14 protein-coding genes are annotated in these 20,607 nt (G+C 73.2%); 6 read left to right on the plus strand and 8 right to left on the minus strand.

Annotated features, from left to right (window positions below):
* Positions 1–179: 179 nt before the first annotated feature.
* Positions 180–1,568, minus strand: coding sequence for a carbohydrate-binding protein (locus LXN57_RS34715; protein WP_438872946.1), 1,389 nt, complete (start codon positions 1,566–1,568; stop codon positions 180–182).
* A 161-nt stretch (positions 1,569–1,729) separates the two neighbouring features.
* On the opposite strand from LXN57_RS34715, the gene LXN57_RS34720 reads away from it, so the two are divergent.
* A complete protein-coding gene (locus LXN57_RS34720) occupies positions 1,730–2,605 on the plus strand; it encodes a bile acid:sodium symporter family protein (protein WP_251802464.1) in 876 nt (291 codons plus the stop codon).
* 75 nt (positions 2,606–2,680) lie between these two features.
* On the opposite strand, the gene LXN57_RS34725 is transcribed toward LXN57_RS34720, so the two are convergent.
* Positions 2,681–3,832: a sensor histidine kinase gene (locus tag LXN57_RS34725; protein WP_251802465.1), complete on the minus strand. Its 1,152-nt coding sequence runs from the start codon at positions 3,830–3,832 to the stop codon at positions 2,681–2,683.
* On the minus strand, positions 3,829–4,479 hold the full coding sequence (locus LXN57_RS34730; RefSeq protein WP_251802466.1) for a response regulator transcription factor: 651 nt from the start codon (positions 4,477–4,479) through the stop codon (positions 3,829–3,831). Before LXN57_RS34730 ends, LXN57_RS34725 begins: the two co-directional genes overlap by 4 nt.
* 88 nt (positions 4,480–4,567) lie before the next feature.
* On the opposite strand from LXN57_RS34730, the gene LXN57_RS34735 reads away from it, so the two are divergent.
* From LXN57_RS34735 to LXN57_RS34755, 5 genes are read left to right on the plus strand one after another with little or no spacing between them, the layout of a single operon-like run.
* Positions 4,568–5,056, plus strand: a complete 489-nt coding sequence (locus LXN57_RS34735) for a hypothetical protein (protein ID WP_251802467.1) — start codon at positions 4,568–4,570, stop codon at positions 5,054–5,056.
* Positions 5,056–6,090 (plus strand): peptidoglycan-binding protein, encoded by a 1,035-nt coding sequence (locus LXN57_RS34740; protein ID WP_251802468.1) that lies wholly within the window; start codon positions 5,056–5,058, stop codon positions 6,088–6,090. Before LXN57_RS34735 ends, LXN57_RS34740 begins: the two co-directional genes overlap by 1 nt.
* A 2-nt stretch (positions 6,091–6,092) precedes the next feature.
* Positions 6,093–6,743 carry an ABC transporter ATP-binding protein gene (locus tag LXN57_RS34745; protein ID WP_438872949.1) on the plus strand — a complete coding sequence of 217 codons (651 nt, stop codon included), beginning with the start codon at positions 6,093–6,095 and terminating at the stop codon, positions 6,741–6,743.
* A complete protein-coding gene (locus LXN57_RS34750) occupies positions 6,740–7,930 on the plus strand; it encodes an ABC transporter permease (RefSeq protein ID WP_251802470.1) in 1,191 nt (396 codons plus the stop codon). Before LXN57_RS34745 ends, LXN57_RS34750 begins: the two co-directional genes overlap by 4 nt.
* Before the next feature lie 43 nt (positions 7,931–7,973).
* Entirely contained in the window at positions 7,974–10,514 is a 2,541-nt protein-coding gene (locus LXN57_RS34755; protein ID WP_251802471.1) for a tetratricopeptide repeat protein, read from the plus strand.
* A gap of 60 nt (positions 10,515–10,574) precedes the next feature.
* On the opposite strand, the gene LXN57_RS34760 is transcribed toward LXN57_RS34755, so the two are convergent.
* The 5 genes from LXN57_RS34760 to LXN57_RS34780 form a co-directional block, all read right to left on the minus strand.
* Positions 10,575–12,614 carry a serine/threonine protein kinase gene (locus LXN57_RS34760; protein WP_251802472.1) on the minus strand — a complete coding sequence of 680 codons (2,040 nt, stop codon included), beginning with the start codon at positions 12,612–12,614 and terminating at the stop codon, positions 10,575–10,577.
* 114 nt (positions 12,615–12,728) lie between these two features.
* On the minus strand, positions 12,729–13,820 hold the full coding sequence (pgfA, locus tag LXN57_RS34765; protein ID WP_251802473.1) for a cell envelope lipid trafficking protein PgfA: 1,092 nt from the start codon (positions 13,818–13,820) through the stop codon (positions 12,729–12,731).
* Positions 13,821–13,953: 133 nt separating this feature from the next.
* A complete protein-coding gene (locus LXN57_RS34770) occupies positions 13,954–14,715 on the minus strand; it encodes a class I SAM-dependent methyltransferase (RefSeq protein ID WP_251802474.1) in 762 nt (253 codons plus the stop codon).
* Positions 14,630–18,880 (minus strand): alpha-(1->3)-arabinofuranosyltransferase domain-containing protein, encoded by a 4,251-nt coding sequence (locus tag LXN57_RS34775; protein ID WP_251802475.1) that lies wholly within the window; start codon positions 18,878–18,880, stop codon positions 14,630–14,632. The genes LXN57_RS34770 and LXN57_RS34775 overlap by 86 nt, the downstream gene beginning before the upstream one ends.
* Positions 18,877–20,547, minus strand: a complete 1,671-nt coding sequence (locus LXN57_RS34780) for a substrate-binding domain-containing protein (RefSeq protein WP_251802476.1) — start codon at positions 20,545–20,547, stop codon at positions 18,877–18,879. Before LXN57_RS34780 ends, LXN57_RS34775 begins: the two co-directional genes overlap by 4 nt.
* Positions 20,548–20,607: the final 60 nt, after the last annotated feature.

Consider the following 20,607-nt stretch of genomic DNA (forward strand, 5'->3'; position numbering starts at 1 on the left):
CGCGGCGCCCGCCACCACCCCCCCCGGGCGCCCCCCCCCCCCCCCCCCGGCCCCCCCCCCCGGCCCCCCCCCGGGGGGGGGCGCCCCCCCCCACGGGGGTTACCAGAAATGAGGCGGAAGACGGGTCATCAGCGAAAGAGGCGGAAGACGGGCCACCGGCGAAGGAGGCGGGAAACGGCTCACCGGCGGAACTGGATCCAGTTCACGTTGACGAAGTCGTTGGGCTGCCCGCTGGTGAAGGTCAGGAACACCGTGTGCCGGCCGGACACGTTCGACACGTTGCCCGGCACGGACCGCCAGCTCTGCCAGCCGCCGGTGTTGGCGAGCGCGAAGCTGCCGATCGGCGCGTTGCCGCGGCTGTCGACGCGCACCTCGACCAGGCCGCTGATGCCGGCCGCGGCCCCCGAGGCCACCCGGGCCACGAAGTCCCGGACACCACCCGAGCCGAACTCGACGTTGTTGAACTGCACCCAGTCGCCCGAGCGGATCGCGCCGATGTTCTGCCCGCCCTCACTCGCCGTTTCCACGATCACGCCGGACTGGGCGTTGAACGACTCGGCCTGGATCTGCGCGTACGCGTCGCGCACTCCCCCGGGCGGCGGCGTCGTGGGGGGTGTGGTCGGCGGCGTGGTGCCGCCCCCGCCCCGGGTGTAGACCGCGACGTAGTCGACCAGCATCGGATGGCCCGGCACGGTGGCCGCGGTCGGCGTGCCGAATCCGGCCACACCGTTCGGGAAACCGCCGCCCATGGCCACGTTGAGCAGGATGTGGTAGCCGGCGTGGCTGGTCATGTTGGTCCAGTGCGGCTCGCCGATCTGGTTCTGGTTCACCGCGTGGTACTGCTGGCCGTCCACGTACCACCGCAGCTGGTTCGGCGACACGCTGCGGTCCCATTCGAAGGCGTACGTGTGGAAGTTGCCCTGGCAGGTCGAGCCGGGGCAGGCCCGGCTGGCGCCGATGCCGTTGGTCTCGTTGCACGGCCCGCCCGGATTGACGCCGCAGTGCAGCACGCCCCAGACGGAGTTGATGCCGTTGACGTTCTCCATGACGTCGAACTCGCCGATCGCCGGCCAGCTGTACCGGTCGGCCCGGTAGGGCGCGCCGAGCGCCCAGAACGCGGGCCAGTAGCCGAGGGCAGCGTTGCCGGTGACGTTCGGCATCTGGATGCGGCCCTCCATGCGCAGCACCCCGTTGGCCGGCGCCTTGAAGTCGGTGCGCTGCGTTTCGATCCGGGCTGACGTCCACTGACCGGAACCGTTGCGCAGCGGCGTGATGCGCAGGTTGCCCGAGCCGTCGTGGGCGACGTTGCTGGTGCTGTTGGTGTACGTCTGGATCTCACCGGTGCCCCACTGCGGCGGGCCGCCGGGGTAGCTGGTGCCGGTGTCGATGATCCAGTTGGCGCCGTTGGGCAGGGTGCCGGCGCCGCCGGTGAAGTCGTCGGCCCAGACCTGGGTCCAGCCGCTCGGCGGCGGGGGCAGGGCGGCGCTGGCGGAGACAGCCATCGCGGCCGAGCCGATGAGGGCGACCGTCGCGGTCGCGACGGCCAGGAGACGGGTGCGGACAGTCATGGGACAGGCCCTTCTGCTAGGGCTTCGCACGCTGGTGAGCGGGGGATGGAGCGCTCTCACAAAGTTTCGAGCGCGTTACGCGGCGTTGTCAAATATGAACGGATGTCGATGCCCGTTCGGGCAATGGGAGCCCGGCGCGCGCTGCGGCAGAATGCAGCGCCATGGACTCGCCATTGACCACCGTCGGGCTGCCCGTCGCGCTCGGCATCATCATGCTCGGCCTGGGTCTCGGGCTCACGGTGGCCGACTTCCGGCGCGTCGTGAGTTACCCCCGGGCTGCCCTGATCGCGCTCGGCTGCCAGGTGCTGCTGCTGCCCGCGCTCTGCTTCGCCCTGGTGGTCGCGCTCGACCTGCCGCCCGCCCCGGCCGTCGGCATGATGCTGCTCGCGGCCTCGCCCGGCGGCACCACGGCCAACCTCTACAGCCACCTGTTCGGCGGGCACGTCGCCCTCAACGTGACCCTCACCGCCGTCAACTCGGTGCTGGCGGTCGTCACGCTGCCGATCATCGTGAACCTCTCGGCGGCACACTTCCTCGGCGACGCCGCGTCCCTGGGCCTCCAGTTCGACAAGGTGCTCCAGGTCTTCGCGATCGTGCTGCTGCCGGTCGCCCTCGGCATGGCGCTGCGCGCGAGGTTCCCCGGCGTGGCCGGCCGCCTGGCGCGACCCGTGAAGATCGTGTCCGTCGTCGTGCTGGTCGCGGTTATCGCCGGCACGGTGCTGCGGGAGCGCGACAACATCGCGGACTACTTCGTGGCCGTGGGCCTCGCGGTCCTGCTGTTCAACGTGGCCAGCCTGGTCATCGGGTACGGCGCACCCCGCCTGGCCGGCGTCGGCCGCCGCGAGTCGATCGCCGTCGGCATGGAGATCGGCATCCACAACAGCACCCTGGCCATCACGATCGCGATCAGCCCGGCCCTGCTGAACAACACCGAGATGGCCGTACCGGCCGCCGTGTACGGCATCGTCATGTTCTTCACCGCTGCCGCCTTCGGCTACCTCGTCACCCGGCAGCGCGAACGCGAGCCGGCGGCGTGAGGCGGGGACCCGAACGCCAAGCCGGCCAGCAGCCGGATCGCAACGGAGGCGCGGCACGGCCACAAGATTGCCGGCTCAGTGGAAGGTGACGCGCACCGTCAGCCCACCCGACGGGCCGGGGGTCGCGGTCGCCGTGCCGCCGTGGGCCCGGGCCACCGCCCGGACGATCGACAGGCCCAGGCCCGTGCCGGTGGCCGAGCCGACCCGATCGGTCAGGCGCTGGAACGGCTCGAACAGGCGCGGAACCTCGAAGGCGGCGATCACCGGGCCGGTGTTGGTCACGGTCAGCTCGCCCGGCGCGCAGGTCACGGTGACCGAGCCGGCGGCGACGTTGTAGGCGACCGCGTTCTCGACCAGGTTCTGCACCAGGCGCTCCAGCAGCACCGGGTCGCCGGTCATCGGCGACGGCGCGGTGGTGACGGCCACCGTCACCGACCCGGCCGGGACCAGGGTGACCACGTGCTCGGTGACGGCCGCGAGGTCGACCGGAATCGGGTCGGCCAGTTCCTGGTCGCCCCGGGCCAGCAGAAGCAGGCCGTCGATCAGCCGTTCGTGCCGGGCGTTGACGACCAGCAGCGTCTCGCCGAGTCGGCGCACGTCGGGCGAGGGATCGGGGTACGACAGCGCGACCTCGATCAGGGTGCGGTTGATGGCCAGCGGGGTCCGCAGCTCGTGCGACGCGTTGGCGGCGAACCGGCGTTGCGACGCGAACGCCGTGTCCAGCCTGGCGAGCATGTCGTCGAACGTGTCGGCCAGCCGGCGCAGTTCGTCGCGGGGCCCGGTCAGGCCGATCCGCTCGTGCAGGCTGCGGCCGGCGACCCGGCGCGCGGTCGCGGTGATCTCGGCGATCGGGCGCAGCGTCCGCCCGGCCGCGAACCAGGCCGCCGCCACACCGGCGACCGCCACCCCGGCCAGGGCCAGCCCGCCCTGCTGGAGCAGCGACGTCAGGGTGGCCGCCCGGAAGTCCGACTGGAGGTCGCGCGCCACCTCGGTGCTCCGCGCCAGGTCGAGCTGCCCGGTCATCGGGGCGGTGGGCTGTATCTCGACTGACGACGTGTCCGCCGGCGCGTGGGCGATGGCCAGCACGGCCGCCGCGCTGACCGGCTGCCGGTTGAGCGCCTGCCCCAGCAGCAGGTAGGTGATGGTCAGCAGCGCCGCCCCGGCCAGCACGAACAGGCCGCCGTAGAGGACGGTCAGGCGCAGGCGGACGGTCCAGCGGTGGCTCATCGGATCTGGTACCCGACGCCGGTGACGGTCTCGACCACCGTAGGCGGGCCGAGTTTGCGGCGCAGCGTCATCATGGTCACCCGCACGACGTTGGTGAACGGGTCGGTGTGCTCGTCCCAGGCCCGTTCCAGCAATTGTTCGGCGCTGACCACGGCGCCGCCGGCCCGCAGCAGCTCCTCCAGCACGGCGAACTCCTTGCGGGAGAGCCCGACCACCCTGCCGTCCCGGAACACCTCGTGGTGAGTGGTGTCCAGGCGCAGGCCGGAACGTTCCAGCACCGGCGGCGCCGCGGGCCGGGCCCGGCGGCCCAGCGCGCGTACCCGGGCCACCAGTTCGGCGAAGGCGAACGGCTTGGCCAGGTAGTCGTCCGCGCCCAGGCCCAGCCCGCCGACCCGGTCGGCGAGCTCGCCGGCGGCCGTGAGCATCAGGATGCGGACGTCGCCGCCCGCGACGGCCCGGCACACGTCGTCGCCGTGCACGCCGGGCAGATCCCGGTCGAGCACCAGGACGTCGTACTCGTTGACCGAGAGCCGCTGGAGGGCCGCGCCACCGTCGTGCACGGTGTCCACGGCGAGCGCCTGGAGCCGGAGCCCCTCGGCGATCGCCTCCGCCATCATGATTTCGTCCTCGGCGATCAGCACACGCATCGGGACATGGTTACCGGTCGGGCTATAAGAATCCTGTAAGCGCCCGCGCTGATGATGATCTTACGAGCGCCCCGGTGTGCTGGGACGCATGAGACGAATCCTCGTACCCCTGACGGTTCTGAGCCTTGCCCTGGCCGGCTGTTCCCTGTCCGGGAGGGGCGCGGCGCCGGTTCCGTCGGCCTCGTCGGCCGATGAGAAGAGCCAATTGCGGGCGTACGCGAAATGCATGCGCGAGAACGGGGTCGACATGCCCGACCCGAACGGTGACGGGGTGCTGGGCCTCCCTGCCATGAAGGCCGGCTCGCCCGAGCTGAAGAAGATGGAAGCGGCGATCGAGAAATGCCGTGACCTGATGCCGGGCGGCGCCGGCGGCGAACCGCAGAAGGTCTCGGCCGAGGACCTGGAGAAGGCGCGGGCGCTGTCGAAGTGCATGCGGGAGAACGGAATGCCGGACTTTCCCGACCCGGATCCGGAAACGGGCGCGGTGGCGCTCTCCGAGGAGACCGTCGATGTGAAGAAGATGGCCGCGGCGGGCGAGAAGTGCGGCGGCGCAGTTCCCCTGACGAGGGCCCAGTGATGCGACGCCGGATCATCGCCGGCGCCACCGCGGCCGCGGCTGTGCTGGTCGCGGCTCCGGTGGTCGCGTTCCGGAGCAGAGGCGGCCCGGCCGACTCCCCTCCCCCGCCGGCCGGTGCGACGGCGACGGTCCGCCGCGAGACCCTGTCCGGATCGGTCACGGTCGACGGCAAGCTGGGGTACGGCGAACAGGTGCCGATCATCGCCAAGGCGCCCGGCACGGTCACGTGGCTGCCCCGGGTCGGCGACACGATTGATCCGGGCGAGCCGGTGTTGCGCGCCGACAACCTTCCCGTCGTCCTGCTCGACGGGGTGTTGCCGATGTACCGGGAGCTGCGGCCCGGCGCCGAGGGCCCGGACGTAGCCCTGCTGGAGCGCAACCTGCGCGACCTCGGGTACGCCGGTTTCACGGTCGACGACGAATACACCGGGCTGACCGCCCGGGCCGTCCGCCGCTGGCAGAAGCACCTGGGACGGGAGGAGACCGGCGTGGTGGACCCCTCGTGGCTGGTCGTCGCGGACGGCGCCATCCGGGTGGCCGCGCTCCCGGTCCGGCCGGGCGCGGCGGCGACCGGCGAGGTGCTCGAGTACACCGGGGCGGAATCCGTGGTCACGGTCGACGTCGAGGCCGACGGGGCGGGGTGGGCGCGGCCCGGCGTCAAGGTCACGATCACGCTGCCCGACGGCAAGCGGACTCCCGGCGCCGTGGCATCCATCGGCGCCAAGGCCTCACCGCCGGAGTCCGGCGAGGAGCCCACGATCCCGGTGACGGTGGCGCTGACCTCCACGGCTGCGCTCGGGAAGCTGCGCGAGGGGCCGGTCACCGCCACCTACGTCAGCGAGCAGCGCCGGAACGTGCTCACCGTCCCGGTCGCCGCGCTGGTCGCGCTGGCCGAGGGCGGCTACGGCGTGGAGGTGGTCGAGGGCGGCGCGCGGAGGTTCGTAGCGGTCGAAGTGGGGTTGTTCGCCGGGGGCAAGGTCGAGGTGCGCGGCGGCGGGCTGGCCGCGGGCACGACGGTCGGGATGCCCACGTGATCATGATGAGCAACGTCCGCAAGGTCTATCCGGGCGGGGTCACCGCCCTGGACGACGTGTCGCTGTCGGTGTCGCCGGGCGAGTTGCTGGCCGTGGTCGGACCGTCCGGGTCCGGCAAGTCGACGATGCTGCACCTGCTCGGGGCGCTCGACCGTCCGTCCGCCGGCACCGTGCGGATCGCCGGCCACGACGTCGCCGCCCTGCCCGACCGGTCGCTGAGCGCGCTGCGGGCCGGCACCGTCGGCTTCGTCTTCCAGCAGTTCCACCTGGCGTCGGGGGTGTCCGCTCTGGACAACGTGGCCGACGGCCTGCTCTATTCGGGCGTACGGCGCCGCGAGCGCCGCTCCCGCGCGTCTGTCGCCCTGGAGCGGGTGGGCCTGGTCCACCGCGCCCACCACCGGCCGCACGAGATGTCCGGCGGCGAGCGGCAACGGGTCGCGATCGCCCGCGCGGTGGTGGCCGGTCCCGCGCTGCTGCTGGCCGACGAGCCCACCGGCAACCTCGACTCGGCGTCGGGCGCCGTCGTCATGGACCTGCTGCACGATCTGCACCGGGCCGGCACGACCACTGTCGTCATCACCCACGACCGTGACATCGCCGCCGCCCTCCCCCGCCGGGTGGCCCTGCGCGACGGAAGGCTGGTCGCCGCATGACGGCCCGCCTGCGTCCGGCCCGGCTGGCCGGCTCCGATGTGTTGCGGCTGGGGGCGGCGGGCCTGCGCGCCCGGCCGCTGCGGATGGTGCTGTCGGCGGCCGGGATAGCCATCGGCATCGCGGCGATGCTGGCCGTGGTCGGTCTCTCGGCGTCCAGCCGGGCCGGCCTGGACCGGGCGCTGGCCGCGCTCGGCACCAACCTGCTCACCGCCGCCCCCGGCCAGACCTTGACCGGCGAAGAGTCGTCCCTGCCCCCGGAGTCGCTCGCCATGGTCCGGCGCATCGCCGCGGTCCGGACCGTCAGCGCCACCGCGAAGCTGACCGCGCGCGTCTACCGCAACGAGTTCGTCCCGGTCGCCGAGCACGGCAGCATCAGCGTGCTGGCCGCCCGGCCCGATCTGCTGCCGGCGCTCGGGATCGGCACAGCCCGGGGACGCTGGCTCACCACCACCATGCCGGGCGCCCCCACGGTCGTCCTCGGCGCCGGCGCGGCGGACCGGCTCGGCGTCCGGGCACCGGGCGGACGCGTCTGGCTGGGCGGGCAGTGGTTCTCGGTGGTGGGCATGCTGACGTCGTCACCGCTGGCGCCCGAGATCGACTCGGCGGCCCTGGTCGACTGGACCACCGCCACGTCGTTGCTGGGCTTCGACGGCCACCCGACGACGGTCTACACAAGATCCGACGAGGCGGACGTCGAGCGGGTGCGGCGGGTGCTCGGCGCCACGGTCAACCCGGCCGCGCCCCACGAGGTCAAGGTGTCCCGTCCGTCCGACGCGCTGGCCGCGGCCCGGGCCACCGACGCCGCGCTCAACGGCCTGCTGCTCGGACTGGGCGCGGTGGCCCTGCTGGTCGGCGGGGTGGGAGTGGCCAACACGATGGTCGTCTCGGTGCTGGAACGTCGCGGCGAGATCGGTCTGCGCCGCGCTCTCGGGGCCACCGGATGGCACGTGTGCCAGCAGTTCCTGACCGAATCGCTGCTGCTGGCCACGGCCGGCGGCCTGGCCGGCGCAGCCGTCGGAGCCCTCGTCACGGCGGCCTGGTCGTGGTGGCGCGCCTGGCCGATGGCGCTGCCACTCTGGGCTCCGGCCGGCGGCCTGGCCGCGACCGTCCTGGTCGGCGTGGTCGCGGGCCTCTATCCGGCGGTGCTGGCGGCCCGCCTGACCCCGACCGAGGCGCTGGCGAGTTAGGGTCGAGGCGGCTGGAGATTCGGCTATGTCAATGAGGTGATCGATGCCGCACGAGGCGTTCGCCACGCTGCCCGATCCGGCTCGGGCCGGCAGCCTCGACGACGTGGCCGAACGGCTGCGGCTGCTCAAGGTGTGGGCCGGCGACCCGTCCTACGACACGATCAAGAACCGGGTGAACGCGGCCCGGACCGCGGCGGGCCGGCCGGCAAGCGAGCTGACCAGCAAATCCACGGTGGCCGACTGCTTCCGGGCCGGGCGGCGGCGACTGAGCACCGCGCTCGTCATGGCCGTCGTCGAGGCGTTGCACCCGGACCGGGCCTACGTGGATCGATGGCGGCAGGCGCTGCGGGCGGTCGGCGCCGAGATCGACGCCGGGTCGCAGGTCCGCGTGCGGGACGCCCTGCCGCAGGACCTGGCCGGGTTCACCGGCCGCACCCACGAGCTGGACCGGCTGCGTCGCGCGCTGGAGGACGCCCGGCAGGGCGGCGGCGCGGTGGTGATCTCGGCCATCGCCGGGATGGCCGGTGTCGGCAAGACCCAGCTCGCCGTGCACGCCGGCCACCTGCTGATTCGGGACGAACGGTTCGACCGGGTGTTGTTCGTCAATCTCCGCGGCTTCCACCCCGGCCCGGCCCAGCCGCCGGCCGACCCGGCGGCGGTCCTCGACGGCTTCCTGCGGGTGCTCGGCGTGTCGGGTCACCGGATTCCGTACGGGCTGGACGCCCGCGCCTCGGCCTACCGCGGCCTGCTGGCCGGCACCCGTACGTTGGTGGTGCTGGACAACGCGGCCACGGTCGAGCAGGTCCGGCCGTTGCTGCCGGACACCGCGGGCTGCCTCGCGCTCATCACGAGCCGGCGGACCCTGTCCGGGCTGCCGTCCGCCACCGCGCTCGCCGTCGACGTGTTCACTCCCGAGGAGGCCGAGACCTTCCTGCGCGGCTCCGGCGTGGGCACGGACGCGGCGGCACTGAGCCGCATCGCCGCCCGCTGCGGGCATCTGCCGCTGGCTTTGAGCCTGGTCGCCGGTCATATCCGCGCCTTCCCGGACTGGACGCTGTCCGACCACGCCGACCGGCTGGACGACCGCCACCGGGACCGCCGCCTCGAGTCCGGGGTCGAACTGGCGCTCGACCTGTCCTATCAGGATCAGCCGGCCGACCGGCAGCACCTGCTGCGGCTGGCCGCGCTGCATCCGGGGCAGGATTTCGACGCGTACGCCGTGGGCGCCCTGACCGGCACCGACCCGGCCGCCGCGGCCATCCGGCTCGGCCGGCTTCTCGACGATCATCTGCTGCAGCCGAGCGGCCCGGGGCGCTACACCCTCCACGACCTGGTCCGCGCCTACGCTACTGACCGCGCGCACGACGAGGACCCGCCGGCCGCCCGGCGCGCGGCCCTGACCCGGTTGTTCGACTTCTACCTGGCCACCGCCGGGGCGGCCATGAACACGCTGCACCCGGCCGAGGCCGACCAGCGGCCGGCCCTCCCGCCGGGCGCCGCCCCGGGGCCTGCCCTGGCTGATCCCGGCACGGCTCTGGCCTGGTTGGACACCGAGCGGCCCACCCTGGTCGCCGTCACGCACGATTCGCCGGCCCACGCCGTCCGCCTGGCGCGGACCCTGTCGCGCTACCTGAAGGGCGGCCACCACGGCGATGCCCTGACCGTGCACGGCCACGCCCTGCGGGCCGCCCGGGACACCGGCGACCTGACCGACCAGGCGCATGCCCTCAACGGCCTCGGCGTCGCCCACCGGCGGCTGGGTTCGCCGAAGCGGGCCACCGACGACCTCGAGGAGTCCCTGGAGCTGTTCCGCCGGATCGGGGACGACGCCGGCCAGGCGGCCGCTCTCTACGATCTCGCCACGGTCATGCAGTGGATGGGCCGCTACCCCGACGCCCTCGACTACAAGCAGCAGGCGCTCGCCCTGTACCGGGCGGCCGGCGACCGTTACGGCGAGGCCAACATGCTCAGCGGCCTCGCCCTCGTGCTGGAGCGGATGGGCCGCCTGCCCGAGGCGATCGACCATTGCGAGCAGGCCCTCGCGCTCGACCGGCAGACCGGTAACCGGCACGGCCAGGCCCAGGCCCTGAACATTCTCGGTGACGTCGAGACGCGGGCGGGCCGGCACGAAGCCGCCGCCGACCACCTGCAGCAGGCGCTGATCCTGTTCCGGCAACTCGGCAACCGCAACAACGAGGCCGGGGCGCTCGACAGCCTCGGCCTGCTGTACAACCGCCTCCGGCAGCCCACCCGGGCCATCAGCTACTTCGAGCCGGCGCTGGCCCTCTTCCGCGAGCTCGGCAACAAGGGCGGCGAGATCGGGTCGCTCAACGGTCTCGGCGAGGCCGCCCTGGCAGCCGGGCGGACGGCCGACGCGCTCGCCCGCCACGCCGAGGCCCTGACCACGGCGATCGACGTCGACATGCCCGACGAGCAGGGCGTCGCCCACGCGGGACTGGGCCACGCCCACCGCGTCCTCGGCGACCACGAGCGGGCCCGCGAGCACTACCAGCAGGCCCTGACCCTGTTCACCGCCCTCGGCATCCCCGAGGCCGACGAGATCAGAGCCCTCCTGCAGCCCTGAGACGGGGCGTTCACGATGACCGGCCTGCTCACCTTCGCCGGCGTGGCCTGAGGTGAGGTGTCACGGGACGTAGACGTCGGCCATCGCGGTGACAATGCCGTTGGTGGTGGTCACCTCGACCAGGCCGTTGTTGCCGAGCCTCTCGGCCAGTTTCTCGGGGCCGATGGCGCAGGTTCCGACGGTGACCGGGTCGCCCGCGCAGCGCCCCGGGTCGTCGAACGTGCTGGTGAGCCTGGGGGCGGCCGAGGTCGGCAGGGTCACGACCATGCGGCTGTCCTCGGTCAGCCAGGCCTGCTCGCAGGGGGCGTCCGACGTGGACTTCACCTTGAAGGTGTCGCAGTACTCGTCACCGGTCATGAACAGCACCGGCTCCACCACGACGGATCTCGCCTTCGGGAAGTACCCGTGAACCTTGACGATCGACTTGGTGTTTCCCCGCCGGACGTCGGTGAAGGGGGGCACCGTCCCGGCGGAGGACGGGACCGCGTCCTCGATCGGCCTGATCTCGGCCCGGGTGACGTGGGCGCCGGCCGGGGCGTCCTGATCCTTCGCCTCGTCGGTCGGGCCCACGCCGAAGGCCACCTTGCCGGCCGGCAGGCTCGGATCGGTCAGCTTCCGCTCGAGCACGACAGCCCCGTCGACCGAGACCGACGCGACCTCGTCGCGGACGCTCAGCACCACAGCGCGCCGCTTGCCGGGGGCGAACAGGGCCTGTTCGGCCGAGCCGACCGTGGTGTTCCGGACGGCGCCCTCGTGACGGATCCGGATGACCCGCGGGCACAGGTCGAGCCAGTAGGAACTGTCGCCCGCGGAGCGGAACTGGACCTCGGCACAGGACCGGGCGTTGTCGAGACTGACGTCGACGGAGATCGACTGGTCACCGGCGAAGCTCCGGGTCGTGCCCGGGCACACCATCGCGAAACTGGGGGTGGTCATAGCCAGGCCGTTCTTGAACGAGCAGCGGCCACCGTAGTCGTCGGTGGCGGCCCGCCACTGCCCCGGCCGGTCGAGAGCGTCGACCACCCACGGGCCCCGCACCGCCCCCGGCACCGGCATGGTGGTCAGCGCCGGCAGCGGCTGAGCCGTGGGCTCGAGGTTCCGGCGGCTGAACAGGCCGACGCCGGCCGCGAGCAGCGTCACCGCGGTGGCGGCTGCGATGATCGCCCAGGTGCGGCGGCGCCCGCCCCGGGGTTCGGGGCGCAGTCCGGCGCCGGAGACGTGGCGGCCGGAGAGCTGGGCCGCCTCGGCGGCCTCCCGCAGCGGACGGCCGATCGCGCCGGAGCCGGTGTTCTGAGCGAGCAGCAGGTTGAGCAGTTCGTGCGCGGTCGGCCGATCCTCCGGGACCTTGGACAGCGCGAGCGCCACCAGGTCGGCCAACGGCCCGGTGAGACCGGTCAGATCCGGCGGCTGGGTCAGGATCCGAGCGGCGGTGGCGACCGGCGAGTCGGCCCGGAACGGGGTGCGGCCGGTGCCGGCGTACGCGATGACCGCGCCCCACGCGAACACGTCAGCCGCCGGCGTGATGTCCCGGTGATCGCCGTCGAACCGTTCCGGCGCCATGTACGCGACCGTGCCGACCATCTGATCGGGATGCGTGTGCTGACTGGTCACCTCGAGCGCGCGGGCGATCCCGAAGTCGATCACCTTCGGCGTGCCCAGCGCGAACAACACGTTCTGCGGCTTGAGGTCCCGGTGGATCACGCCGGCCCCGTGGATCGCGGTCAACGCCGTGGCCACCCCGACCGCCACGCCGTGCAGGCGGCTGTCGGCCAGTGGGCCCTCGTGCGCCACCACCTCGTCCAGGCTCGGACCGTCGACGTACTCCACCACCAGGTACGGCGTCCGGTGGTCGGGGTCGGCGTCGAGAACCGCTGCCGTGCAGAACGGCGGCACCTGCCACGCCCGCTTGACCTCGCTGCGGAACCGGCCGCGGAACTCCTCGTCGTGGGCGTACTCGGGCTTGATCATCTTGATGGCGACCAGCGGCCCGTCGTCCCGCCGGCCGAGGAACACCGACCCCATGCCGCCCTCGCCGAGCCGGGCCAGCAGTCGGTAGCCGCCCAGCGACGCCGGGTCGCCCGGGCGGAGCGGGCTCTTCATCTGCTCAACCCATCGAAGATCGCGGACCTGGACCCGCATACAGTACGGCTCGCGATCTACGCGGAACGCTCCGGTCCACCGGGAACGGGGACCGGAGCGTCGTGGAACGCGTCGCTACTCCGTCTTCTGGGCGGAGGTCTTGCTGGTGTCGACGGTGGTGTCGTGGTTGGTGTCGACCTCGGTGGTGGTGTCGTCGGCGGCGCCGGACGCCGAGTGGCGCGGGTTGTGGGCCGGGGCCGGGGCTGCGGGGGCAGCCGGGCGGCGGTTGAGCAGGAAGAGCGCGGCGATGATCAGGACGGCGCCGAGGACGGCCAGGCCGATCGGCGCCCAGACGCCGACGAGCTGGAGCTTCTGGCGGTTGTCGCCGGAGGTCTCGGCGGCGCTCTTGATCGTGTCGTCGGTGTAGGTGAAGGTCGCGTCGAGGATCGAGACGGACTGGCCGTCGTCGCTCATCAGGCTCTTGCTCTGCTTCTCCTCGACCTTGAGGTACTGGCCGGTGGCGGGCTCGACCCAGACCGTACGGGTGTTGCTGTAGTGGACCTTGCCGGTCACGCCGCCCTTCAGCAGCTGCGAGGTCAGCACCGTGAGCCGGTCGGCCGGGAGCTCCTGGATCTCGTCGCGGATCTCCTGGGTGAACTGGTACGTCTCCAGGCCCTCGATCTGCTGGGTCTTGACGAACTTGGCCGGCACGGCCTTGAGGATGTCCCGGTCGTAGATCTCGTAGTCCTTCTTCTCGGTGCCGAAGGGGAACTTGTAGATCTGGCCGGAGTACGCGACCGACTCCTGGTTGTTGCCGGTGTCGAGCCACGCCTTGTCCCACGGCTGGGCCGCCGCGGTCTGCCGGTCGAGGGCCAGGGACGTGCTGTACGCGCTGATCAGGGCGTTGGTGTCGGTGCGCACGACCTGCTGGCCGACGAGCCAGACCACGGCCTCACCGTCGAGCGGGTCGCTGAGGGCCGAGGTGGCCTTCGCGTCCGGGGTCACGGAGATCGTCGAGCGCAGTTCGACGCCCTCGACGACTTCGGCCTTGCCGGCGGTGATCTGCAGGAAGCGCGCGTTGGGGGCCACGGCGACCGACTGGGTGGGCTTCAGGTCGTAGGGCAGTTGTTCCACTGTGGGCGCCACGACGAAGGCCAGGCCGCCGGCGAAAACCAACGCCAGGACGCCGAGACCGAAGAGCGCGGCGCCGAGGACGCGGGACCTCATAGTGCCTCCACGAGAGGTGGTGAGGGATGAGTGTGAGGAGAAAGTTACTGCTGAGTCACATCGGAGTTGGCGGAAGGTTACTACTGAGTCACATCCGGAAGCGACCCCTGGCGGGCAACTTCCTGAGCACAAATTATTCGGCCGGCCCGGCGCGTCGCAGAACGACGGTGAAGTTCCAGGTCAGCACCTCGCGCAGGAGCGGCACGCGGGCCACCCAGCACATCCCGCGGGGATGATACCGGGGCAGCACATCGACGACGGTCACCTCCCCGGCGCGCCGGGCCGCCCGCGCCCAGCGCATGCTGCGCGCCGCGCTGATCGCGAAGAGCGTCTCGCCGATGCGGTTCTTGGGCTCCCGGCCGGTGCGGCGCTGGTAGCGACGCCGGGCGCCCGCGCCGCCGAGCAGCAGGTGCCACGGCCCGGTCTCGTGGCCGCCGTGCGGTGACAGCCAGGGCGTGTACGACACGAAGATGGTGCCGCCGGGCCGGGTCACCCGCAACATCTCGTCGAGCATCGCCTCCGGGGTGGGGACGTGCTCCAGGACGTTGGACGAGTAGCAGACGTCGACCGAGCCGGTCCGGATCGGCAGGGCCGTGCCGCTGCCGCGGACCATGCCGCGCACTTCGGCCCCGGCCGCCGCGAAGTCGCCGACCGCCGGGTCGATGCCGTGGTAGGTCGCCCCGGCCTTGTCGAACTCGTTGCCGAAGTACCCCGGCCCCCCGCCCACGTCGAGCACCCGGGCGCCGTCGAGGTCGACATAGGACCCGAGCTGGCGCACCGAGTCGACGGCGAGCTCCGAGTAGAACCGGTCAGGGTCGGTCTGCTCCACCAGGAACGCGCGGAACAGCGAGATCGACCGGCTCGTCGTCGCCCGGTGCGGGGTCGCCCGATCCACCGTTGCTCTGCGCACTGCCACCTGGTTCCTCCGAGTCCTCGTCCGGCGCCGTGGTCGCTGCCACGATCTCCGGTGACGCTGCCGCTGATGCCGCTGCCGCTGATGCCGCCGGGAGCGTCCGGTGGGTCGTCGGGGCGGCGGTTGCCGCCACCGCGCAGACCGCTGCCAGCATCGCGACCTGCACCCAGGCGCCGTACGCCCATTCCTGTCCCTGCCCGAGCAGGCGACCACCGACGGCGACCGCGAGGCCCGCGCCCGCGGCGGCGAAGGCGAGGCCGGGCAACGCCCCCGGGCGCAGCTGGCGCACGATCAGCGCGGCCAGCAGCAGGGCCGCGCCGGCCACTCCGCCCAGCACCACGACCAGCAGCATGAGCGGCACGACGATCCATCCGCCCCCGCCCGGCACGCCGCAGAACATCCAGGCCGGCGGCGTCCCGGCGGGCCCGGGGCGGCGCCTGCGCACCGGCGTCAGCGCCATCAGCAACACGAGCAGAATGCAGGCGGCGCCGGCGGCGAGACCGAGGCGGTACGGGCGGTCCGGCGTGAACTCGAGCGCCACCGCGCCGCCGTTCCCGGCCGGGACCACGAACGCCTGCTGCCAGCCGTCGACCCGGACGGCGCGCAACTGCTGCCCGTCCAGCGTGGCCGTCCAACCCGCGTTGAAGTTCTCGTGCACGAGCAGCAGCGACTCCGCGCCGCCGCCGACCGTGACGCTCCGGTCGGTCGGCTGCCATCGGGTGGCTTCGACCGGCCGCGTGGTCACGGGCGCGGTCGTGCCCTGGGCGAGGGTTGCCGTGTCCACCACGTACGCCGCCGACGGCACCGTCCGCAGGCGGTGCTCCCCCGCCGCGAGCGGCACGGACTCGCTCACGAAGTCGTCGCACACGGTGACCTTCAGGCCGCGTCCGGCCCGGACGTCGCCCAGCGTGCCGGCGACCGACGTCGGGTAGGCCACCCCGTCGATCTCGACGGCTGGTCCGCTGCCGCACCGGGCGAGCAGCGGCGTGCCGTCGGTGGCCGGGGGCATCAGACCGCTCAGGGCAGGCGCCTCGACCTCCGCCAGCCCGGCCGGCGCGGGCCAGCTGTTGCCGCGGGTGTCGGCCACGACCCCCTGGGTGCCGGTGATCGTGATGCGCAGCTGCTTCGTGGTGACGGCCGGGAAGCGCACCCAGCCGTCGGCGCCGACGCCGGCCACCGTGTCCCGGCCCGGCGTGGTGATCAGCACCTGGGTGGGCCGGGCGGCGGCCGGGGCGGCCGGGACGACGAGTCTGACCCGATCCAGCCGGCGGGGCGCGGCCCAGGACAGCCGCAGCGCCGGGGTGTCGTCAGTGGGCTCGGCGAGCCAGGCCGTGGCCGGGTCGCCGTCGACCGCCGCGTGCGCGCCGACCGTGACGTCGCCGGTCAGCACGGACGACGCCGAAGCGGAAACCTTGCGGTTCAGCGGCAGGGTTCCACCGGGCCGCGGACGGGCGGTCAGGCGCAGGTCGTAGGCGCTGTTGGCGGTGGTCGTGAAGAACCGGTCGATGCCGAGCGGCTCCTCGCCGGAACGGGCCAGGAACTGGTCACAGCGGACGGCGCCGCCGGCGGGATAGCAGGAGCCCCGCTGCTGCGGCGACCGCTCGAACGCGTAGACCGCCGCCGCGCCGGCCGGGACGTCGGACGGCACCCGCAGGCCACGCTGGGCGGCCAGGCCGGGCAGACCCAGCTCGCGCAGAGCCACGCCGCCCGCGTAACCCGGCTGCAGAGCCAGCACGGTGACCCGCACGGTCGTGGTGAGACCGGGCAGCGTCGAGAGCTTGTGCGGGCCCGGCCCGGCCGGCACGAGGCGGTCCACCACGCCCTGGTCGGTGGTCAGCCGCACCGCCGCGACCGGGGCCGCGATCCGCAGGTCGTCCGCGAAGTCGACGGTCACCTCGGTGACCCGCTGCGGCGTCTCCAGCACCACTTCGAGCCACTGCCCCACGGCCCGCTGGTACGCGTCGGTTCGCCACGCCGTCGACGGATCGCCGTCGAGGGCGGCGAACGGCAGCCCGGACGGGTCGCTGGGGCCGAACGAGTCCGCGAAGCTCTCGCTGCTGGACGCCCGGACCGAGCGGACACCCTGGTAGGCCGCGACCGTCTGGTGACCGTCGGCGTCGAACGGCAACAGGTCGCTGCGCACCCGCCCCTGCCGGGTCTTCTCGTCCGCGGTCAGGGTCTGGCTGACGTTGTCGCGCATCCGGCCGATGTTGAGCTCGCGCCGCCGCAGGCCGTCCGTGACGATCCGCGGCCCGTCGAAGCCGGCCGCCGCGGAGTCGCCGGCCAGCACGACCGGCCGGTCGCCGCTGACCAGGCCCTGTTCGAGCACGCCGAGCAGCGATTCCGGCCCGCCGCTGACCGTCGGCACGTCCTGGACCGCGGTGGCCGACACGGTGGCCACCGGGCGGTCCACCTGGAAGATCTCGATGGCCGGCACCGAGAGGCCGGCGTCCACCGGACTGGGCGCCGGGCCGGCCGCGCCGACCGGGGGCCCGAACGTGGCCGCCGGAACGAGGCCGGGTGAGCCGGTGACCGCCCGGCGCACCACGGCGATGGGCGGGGCGCCGGAGGCCGCGCGGTCGAGATCGTGGCGGACGAGCAGGTAGCGGTAGCCGGAGCGGGCCAGGAAGTCGGCCAGGGCGGGCGAGCCGCGGCCCTGCGCGAGCACCTGCTCGACGGTGTCCATGACGCGGATGTTGCCCTCGGAGCCGAGCGGGATCTGGTGCCGGGTCGACCAGGGGGCCTCGGCCAGCGGCTGGATCGGCTCGTCGACCGTACGGCCCCAGGAGTGCTGGGCGAACCCGGATCCGGGCACGACCAGGGTGCGGGCCTGGGCGTCCTGGTCGTGCAGCCAGGTGGTGGCCTGGTTCCAGTAGCCGGGGACCTCGGTCCAGCCCGGCCCCGGGCGCAGCACGAACAGCCAGGCCGGGGCGATCGCGGCCAGCAGCAGCGCGGCCACCACCGGAGCGGCCGGCAACCGCAGACGCAGGCGGGGCAGGGCGAGCACCCGGCTCGCCGCGTAGGCCAGGCCGAGCACGATCGGCAGCCGCAGCACCGGCTCGAACTTGTGGACGTTGCGCAGCGGGGCGAGCGGGCCGTCGAGCAGGTCACGCATCAGCGGCGCGAACGGGCTGTCCATCGTGCCGACGTAGCCCATGGTCAGCAGGGTCAGGCCGGTCAGCGTGCCCAGCACCAGGAAGCGCCGCTCGGGCAGGCCGCGCAGCGCGAGGCCGAGGAGGCCGACCGCGGCGACCGCGGCCGTCGCGGCCATCAGCACCGGCCGGTCGACCAGCATCCAGCCGGCCGGCCACCACGGCTCGCCCTGGACGATGTAGCCGCTCCACTGGTTGGTGCCGCGGATCGCCTGGAACAGCGACGTGATCGCCGTGGTGGTGGCGGACGACTCGATGTAGTCGAGGAACGGCAGGCTGTACTGGCCGAACAGGAACAGCGGGATGATCCACCACAGGCAGGCCAGCGTGACGAACAGCGCCCACCAGCCGATCAGCGCGAACAGGCGCCGGTTCCAGGGCCGGGTGAGCAGATAGACGCCGGGCAGGACGAGGGCCATCACCACCGCGGCGGCGTTGATACCACCCATGAAGACCACGGCCAGGGCGGAGAGCGCGGCTGCCCGCCGCGCGGATCCGATCCGGTGCACGGACACCAGCGGCAGCATCACCCAGGGCAGGACGACGACCGGCAGCATCTCCGAGGACAGCGGCCCGATCTCGGTCAGCATCCGCGGCGCCAGCGCGTACGCCAGGGCGCCGACGATCCGGCCCGCGTCCGAGCCGATCCCCATGGCCCGGGCCAGCAGGAGCACGCCGAAGTAGGCGGCGCAGAACAGCAACGCGCACCAGACCCGCTGGGTGATCCAGGGCGGGACGCCGAGCAGGTCGCCGGCCGCGAAGAACGGGCCCATCGGGAACAGGTAGCCGTACGCCTGCTGCTGAAGCTCGCCCGAGGTGGCCCACGGGTTCCACAGGTGCAGCGAGCGGGCCAGGAAGCCGATCGGGTTCTCGGCCAGGTCCAGCTTGGTGTCGAACGTGGTGCGACCCGGGCGCTGCAGGAACGCGAGGACCACCAGGAGCAGGGCGCCGGCGCTGACGGCCAGGGGCCGCCGCCGGTCGACGGCGGCCGTCACCGGCGGCACTTCGGCGGCAGGCAGCTGAACTCGGCCAGCGCGGTGAAGAAGATCTGGCGGATGCCGGACGGCTCCTTGGTCAGCGCCACCCGGCCGCCGGTGGCGCCGGCGATCTGCTGCAGCTCGTCCTTGTCGATCTCGGGGCCGACGCCGATGAACAGGATCGGCACCGGGCGCTTGCGGTCGGCCAGCTCGCCCAGTTCGCGCAGCAGCACGGCGCGCTTGATGCCGCGCGGGTCGTCGTCGCGCCCGTCGGTCAGGATCAGGACCATGTTGATCCGGCCCGGGGTCCAGTTGCGGGTGGCGTCGCGATAGGCGGCCAAGGTGGTGTCGTAGAGCCCGGTCCCGCCGTTCGATTTGACCCGCATCCGGCCCAGTTCCGCGACGATCTGCGCGCGTCGCGGGCCGACCGGCCCGACCGGCACCATCTCGCGGTAGTCGCGTCCGGCATCGAGGTTGGTCGAGAACTCCCAGATGCCGATCTCGGTGGTGCCCAGCAGCAACTGGGCGCCGCCCTGGGCCGCCGCCACTGTGGCCGACAGGCGCGTCGCCGTGGAGCCGGGCACCTGCGCAGCCATCGAGCCGGAGATGTCGAAGACGGCGAGCATCCGGGCGCTGATGTGCACTCCTCCCCAGGCGTTGAGCAGGTCGGTCGCGGCGGCTTCGTCGGGCAGCCGCGCGGGCGGGTAGACCACCTTACGGATCCGGGTGGCGGCCGGAATGCCGGCCGGGGCGTCTCCGGACGGGGTGCGCAGCCCACTCTCGGTCAGCGTCCGCGCGCCCTCGGCGGCGAGCAGCGCGCGCAGGAAGGCCGTCGCGCCCGTCTGCTCGTCGCCGGAGCCGAGCACCGCGTACGGATAGTCGGGGCCGGGCAGCGCAGCCGGCGGGTAGAGCGCGACCTGGCCGGCGCCGCCCAGTACGGACAGCTCCGTGCTGATCATCGCGCGCCGCCCGGGTGGAACGGCCGGGCTCTCCCCGGTGACCGACAGGGTGTTCGGGGCGAGGCGGCGCATGATGGCCGCCGCGCCGGCGGCGGCATCGGCCGGCTGCGTCTTCGCGGCCAGGGCCCGGATGCCGACCAGCGTCGCGAAGCCGAGCGGGCTGGTCGCCGGGTCGGGCAGCGCGACCGGCACCGGCGCCTTGGCCCCGCCGACCAGCTTGACCCAGCTCAGATCGCCGCTGCGGCTCAGCCGGGTGGCCGAGGCGCTGTCCAGGGCCAGCACGACCGGGGTGGTGGCGACCGAGACGCCCTCGGCCGGAACCTGGAACGCGCCGGCCGCGCGGGCCCGCCGCAACCAGAGCGTCGACTCGGGCAGCCACACGTCGGGCGCCGGCGACACGGCCGGCGCCGAGGCAGATGGCGACGCCGCCGACGGGGATGTGTCCCGGGACAGGTCACGCAAGACGTCGGCCGAATCCCGGGCGTCGACGAGGACGGTCAGGCAGGTCTCCCGGGCGGCCAGCCGCTCGGCGACCGTCCGGGCCGCGCCGGCGATGCTCGGCGTCGCGGCGACCCGCAGCGTGATCCGCTCGGCGCAGCCGGGGTCGCTGCGGGTGCGTTCGAGATAGGTGACGGCGCTCCATCCGCCGAGCACGGCGACCAGGGCGACGCTCAGCAACGTGACCGGCCAGAACTCCGGCCGCGCGCGGAGGCTCCCGTCGGCCACTGGTTTCTTCCTTCCATCGATGCACCGTTGCGGTTTCTCGGCACGCTGCCCTAATGTGAC

Origin of the sequence: Paractinoplanes hotanensis (assembly GCF_023717965.1) — a bacterium.
Classification (GTDB): Bacteria; Actinomycetota; Actinomycetes; order Mycobacteriales; family Micromonosporaceae; genus Actinoplanes; species Actinoplanes polyasparticus.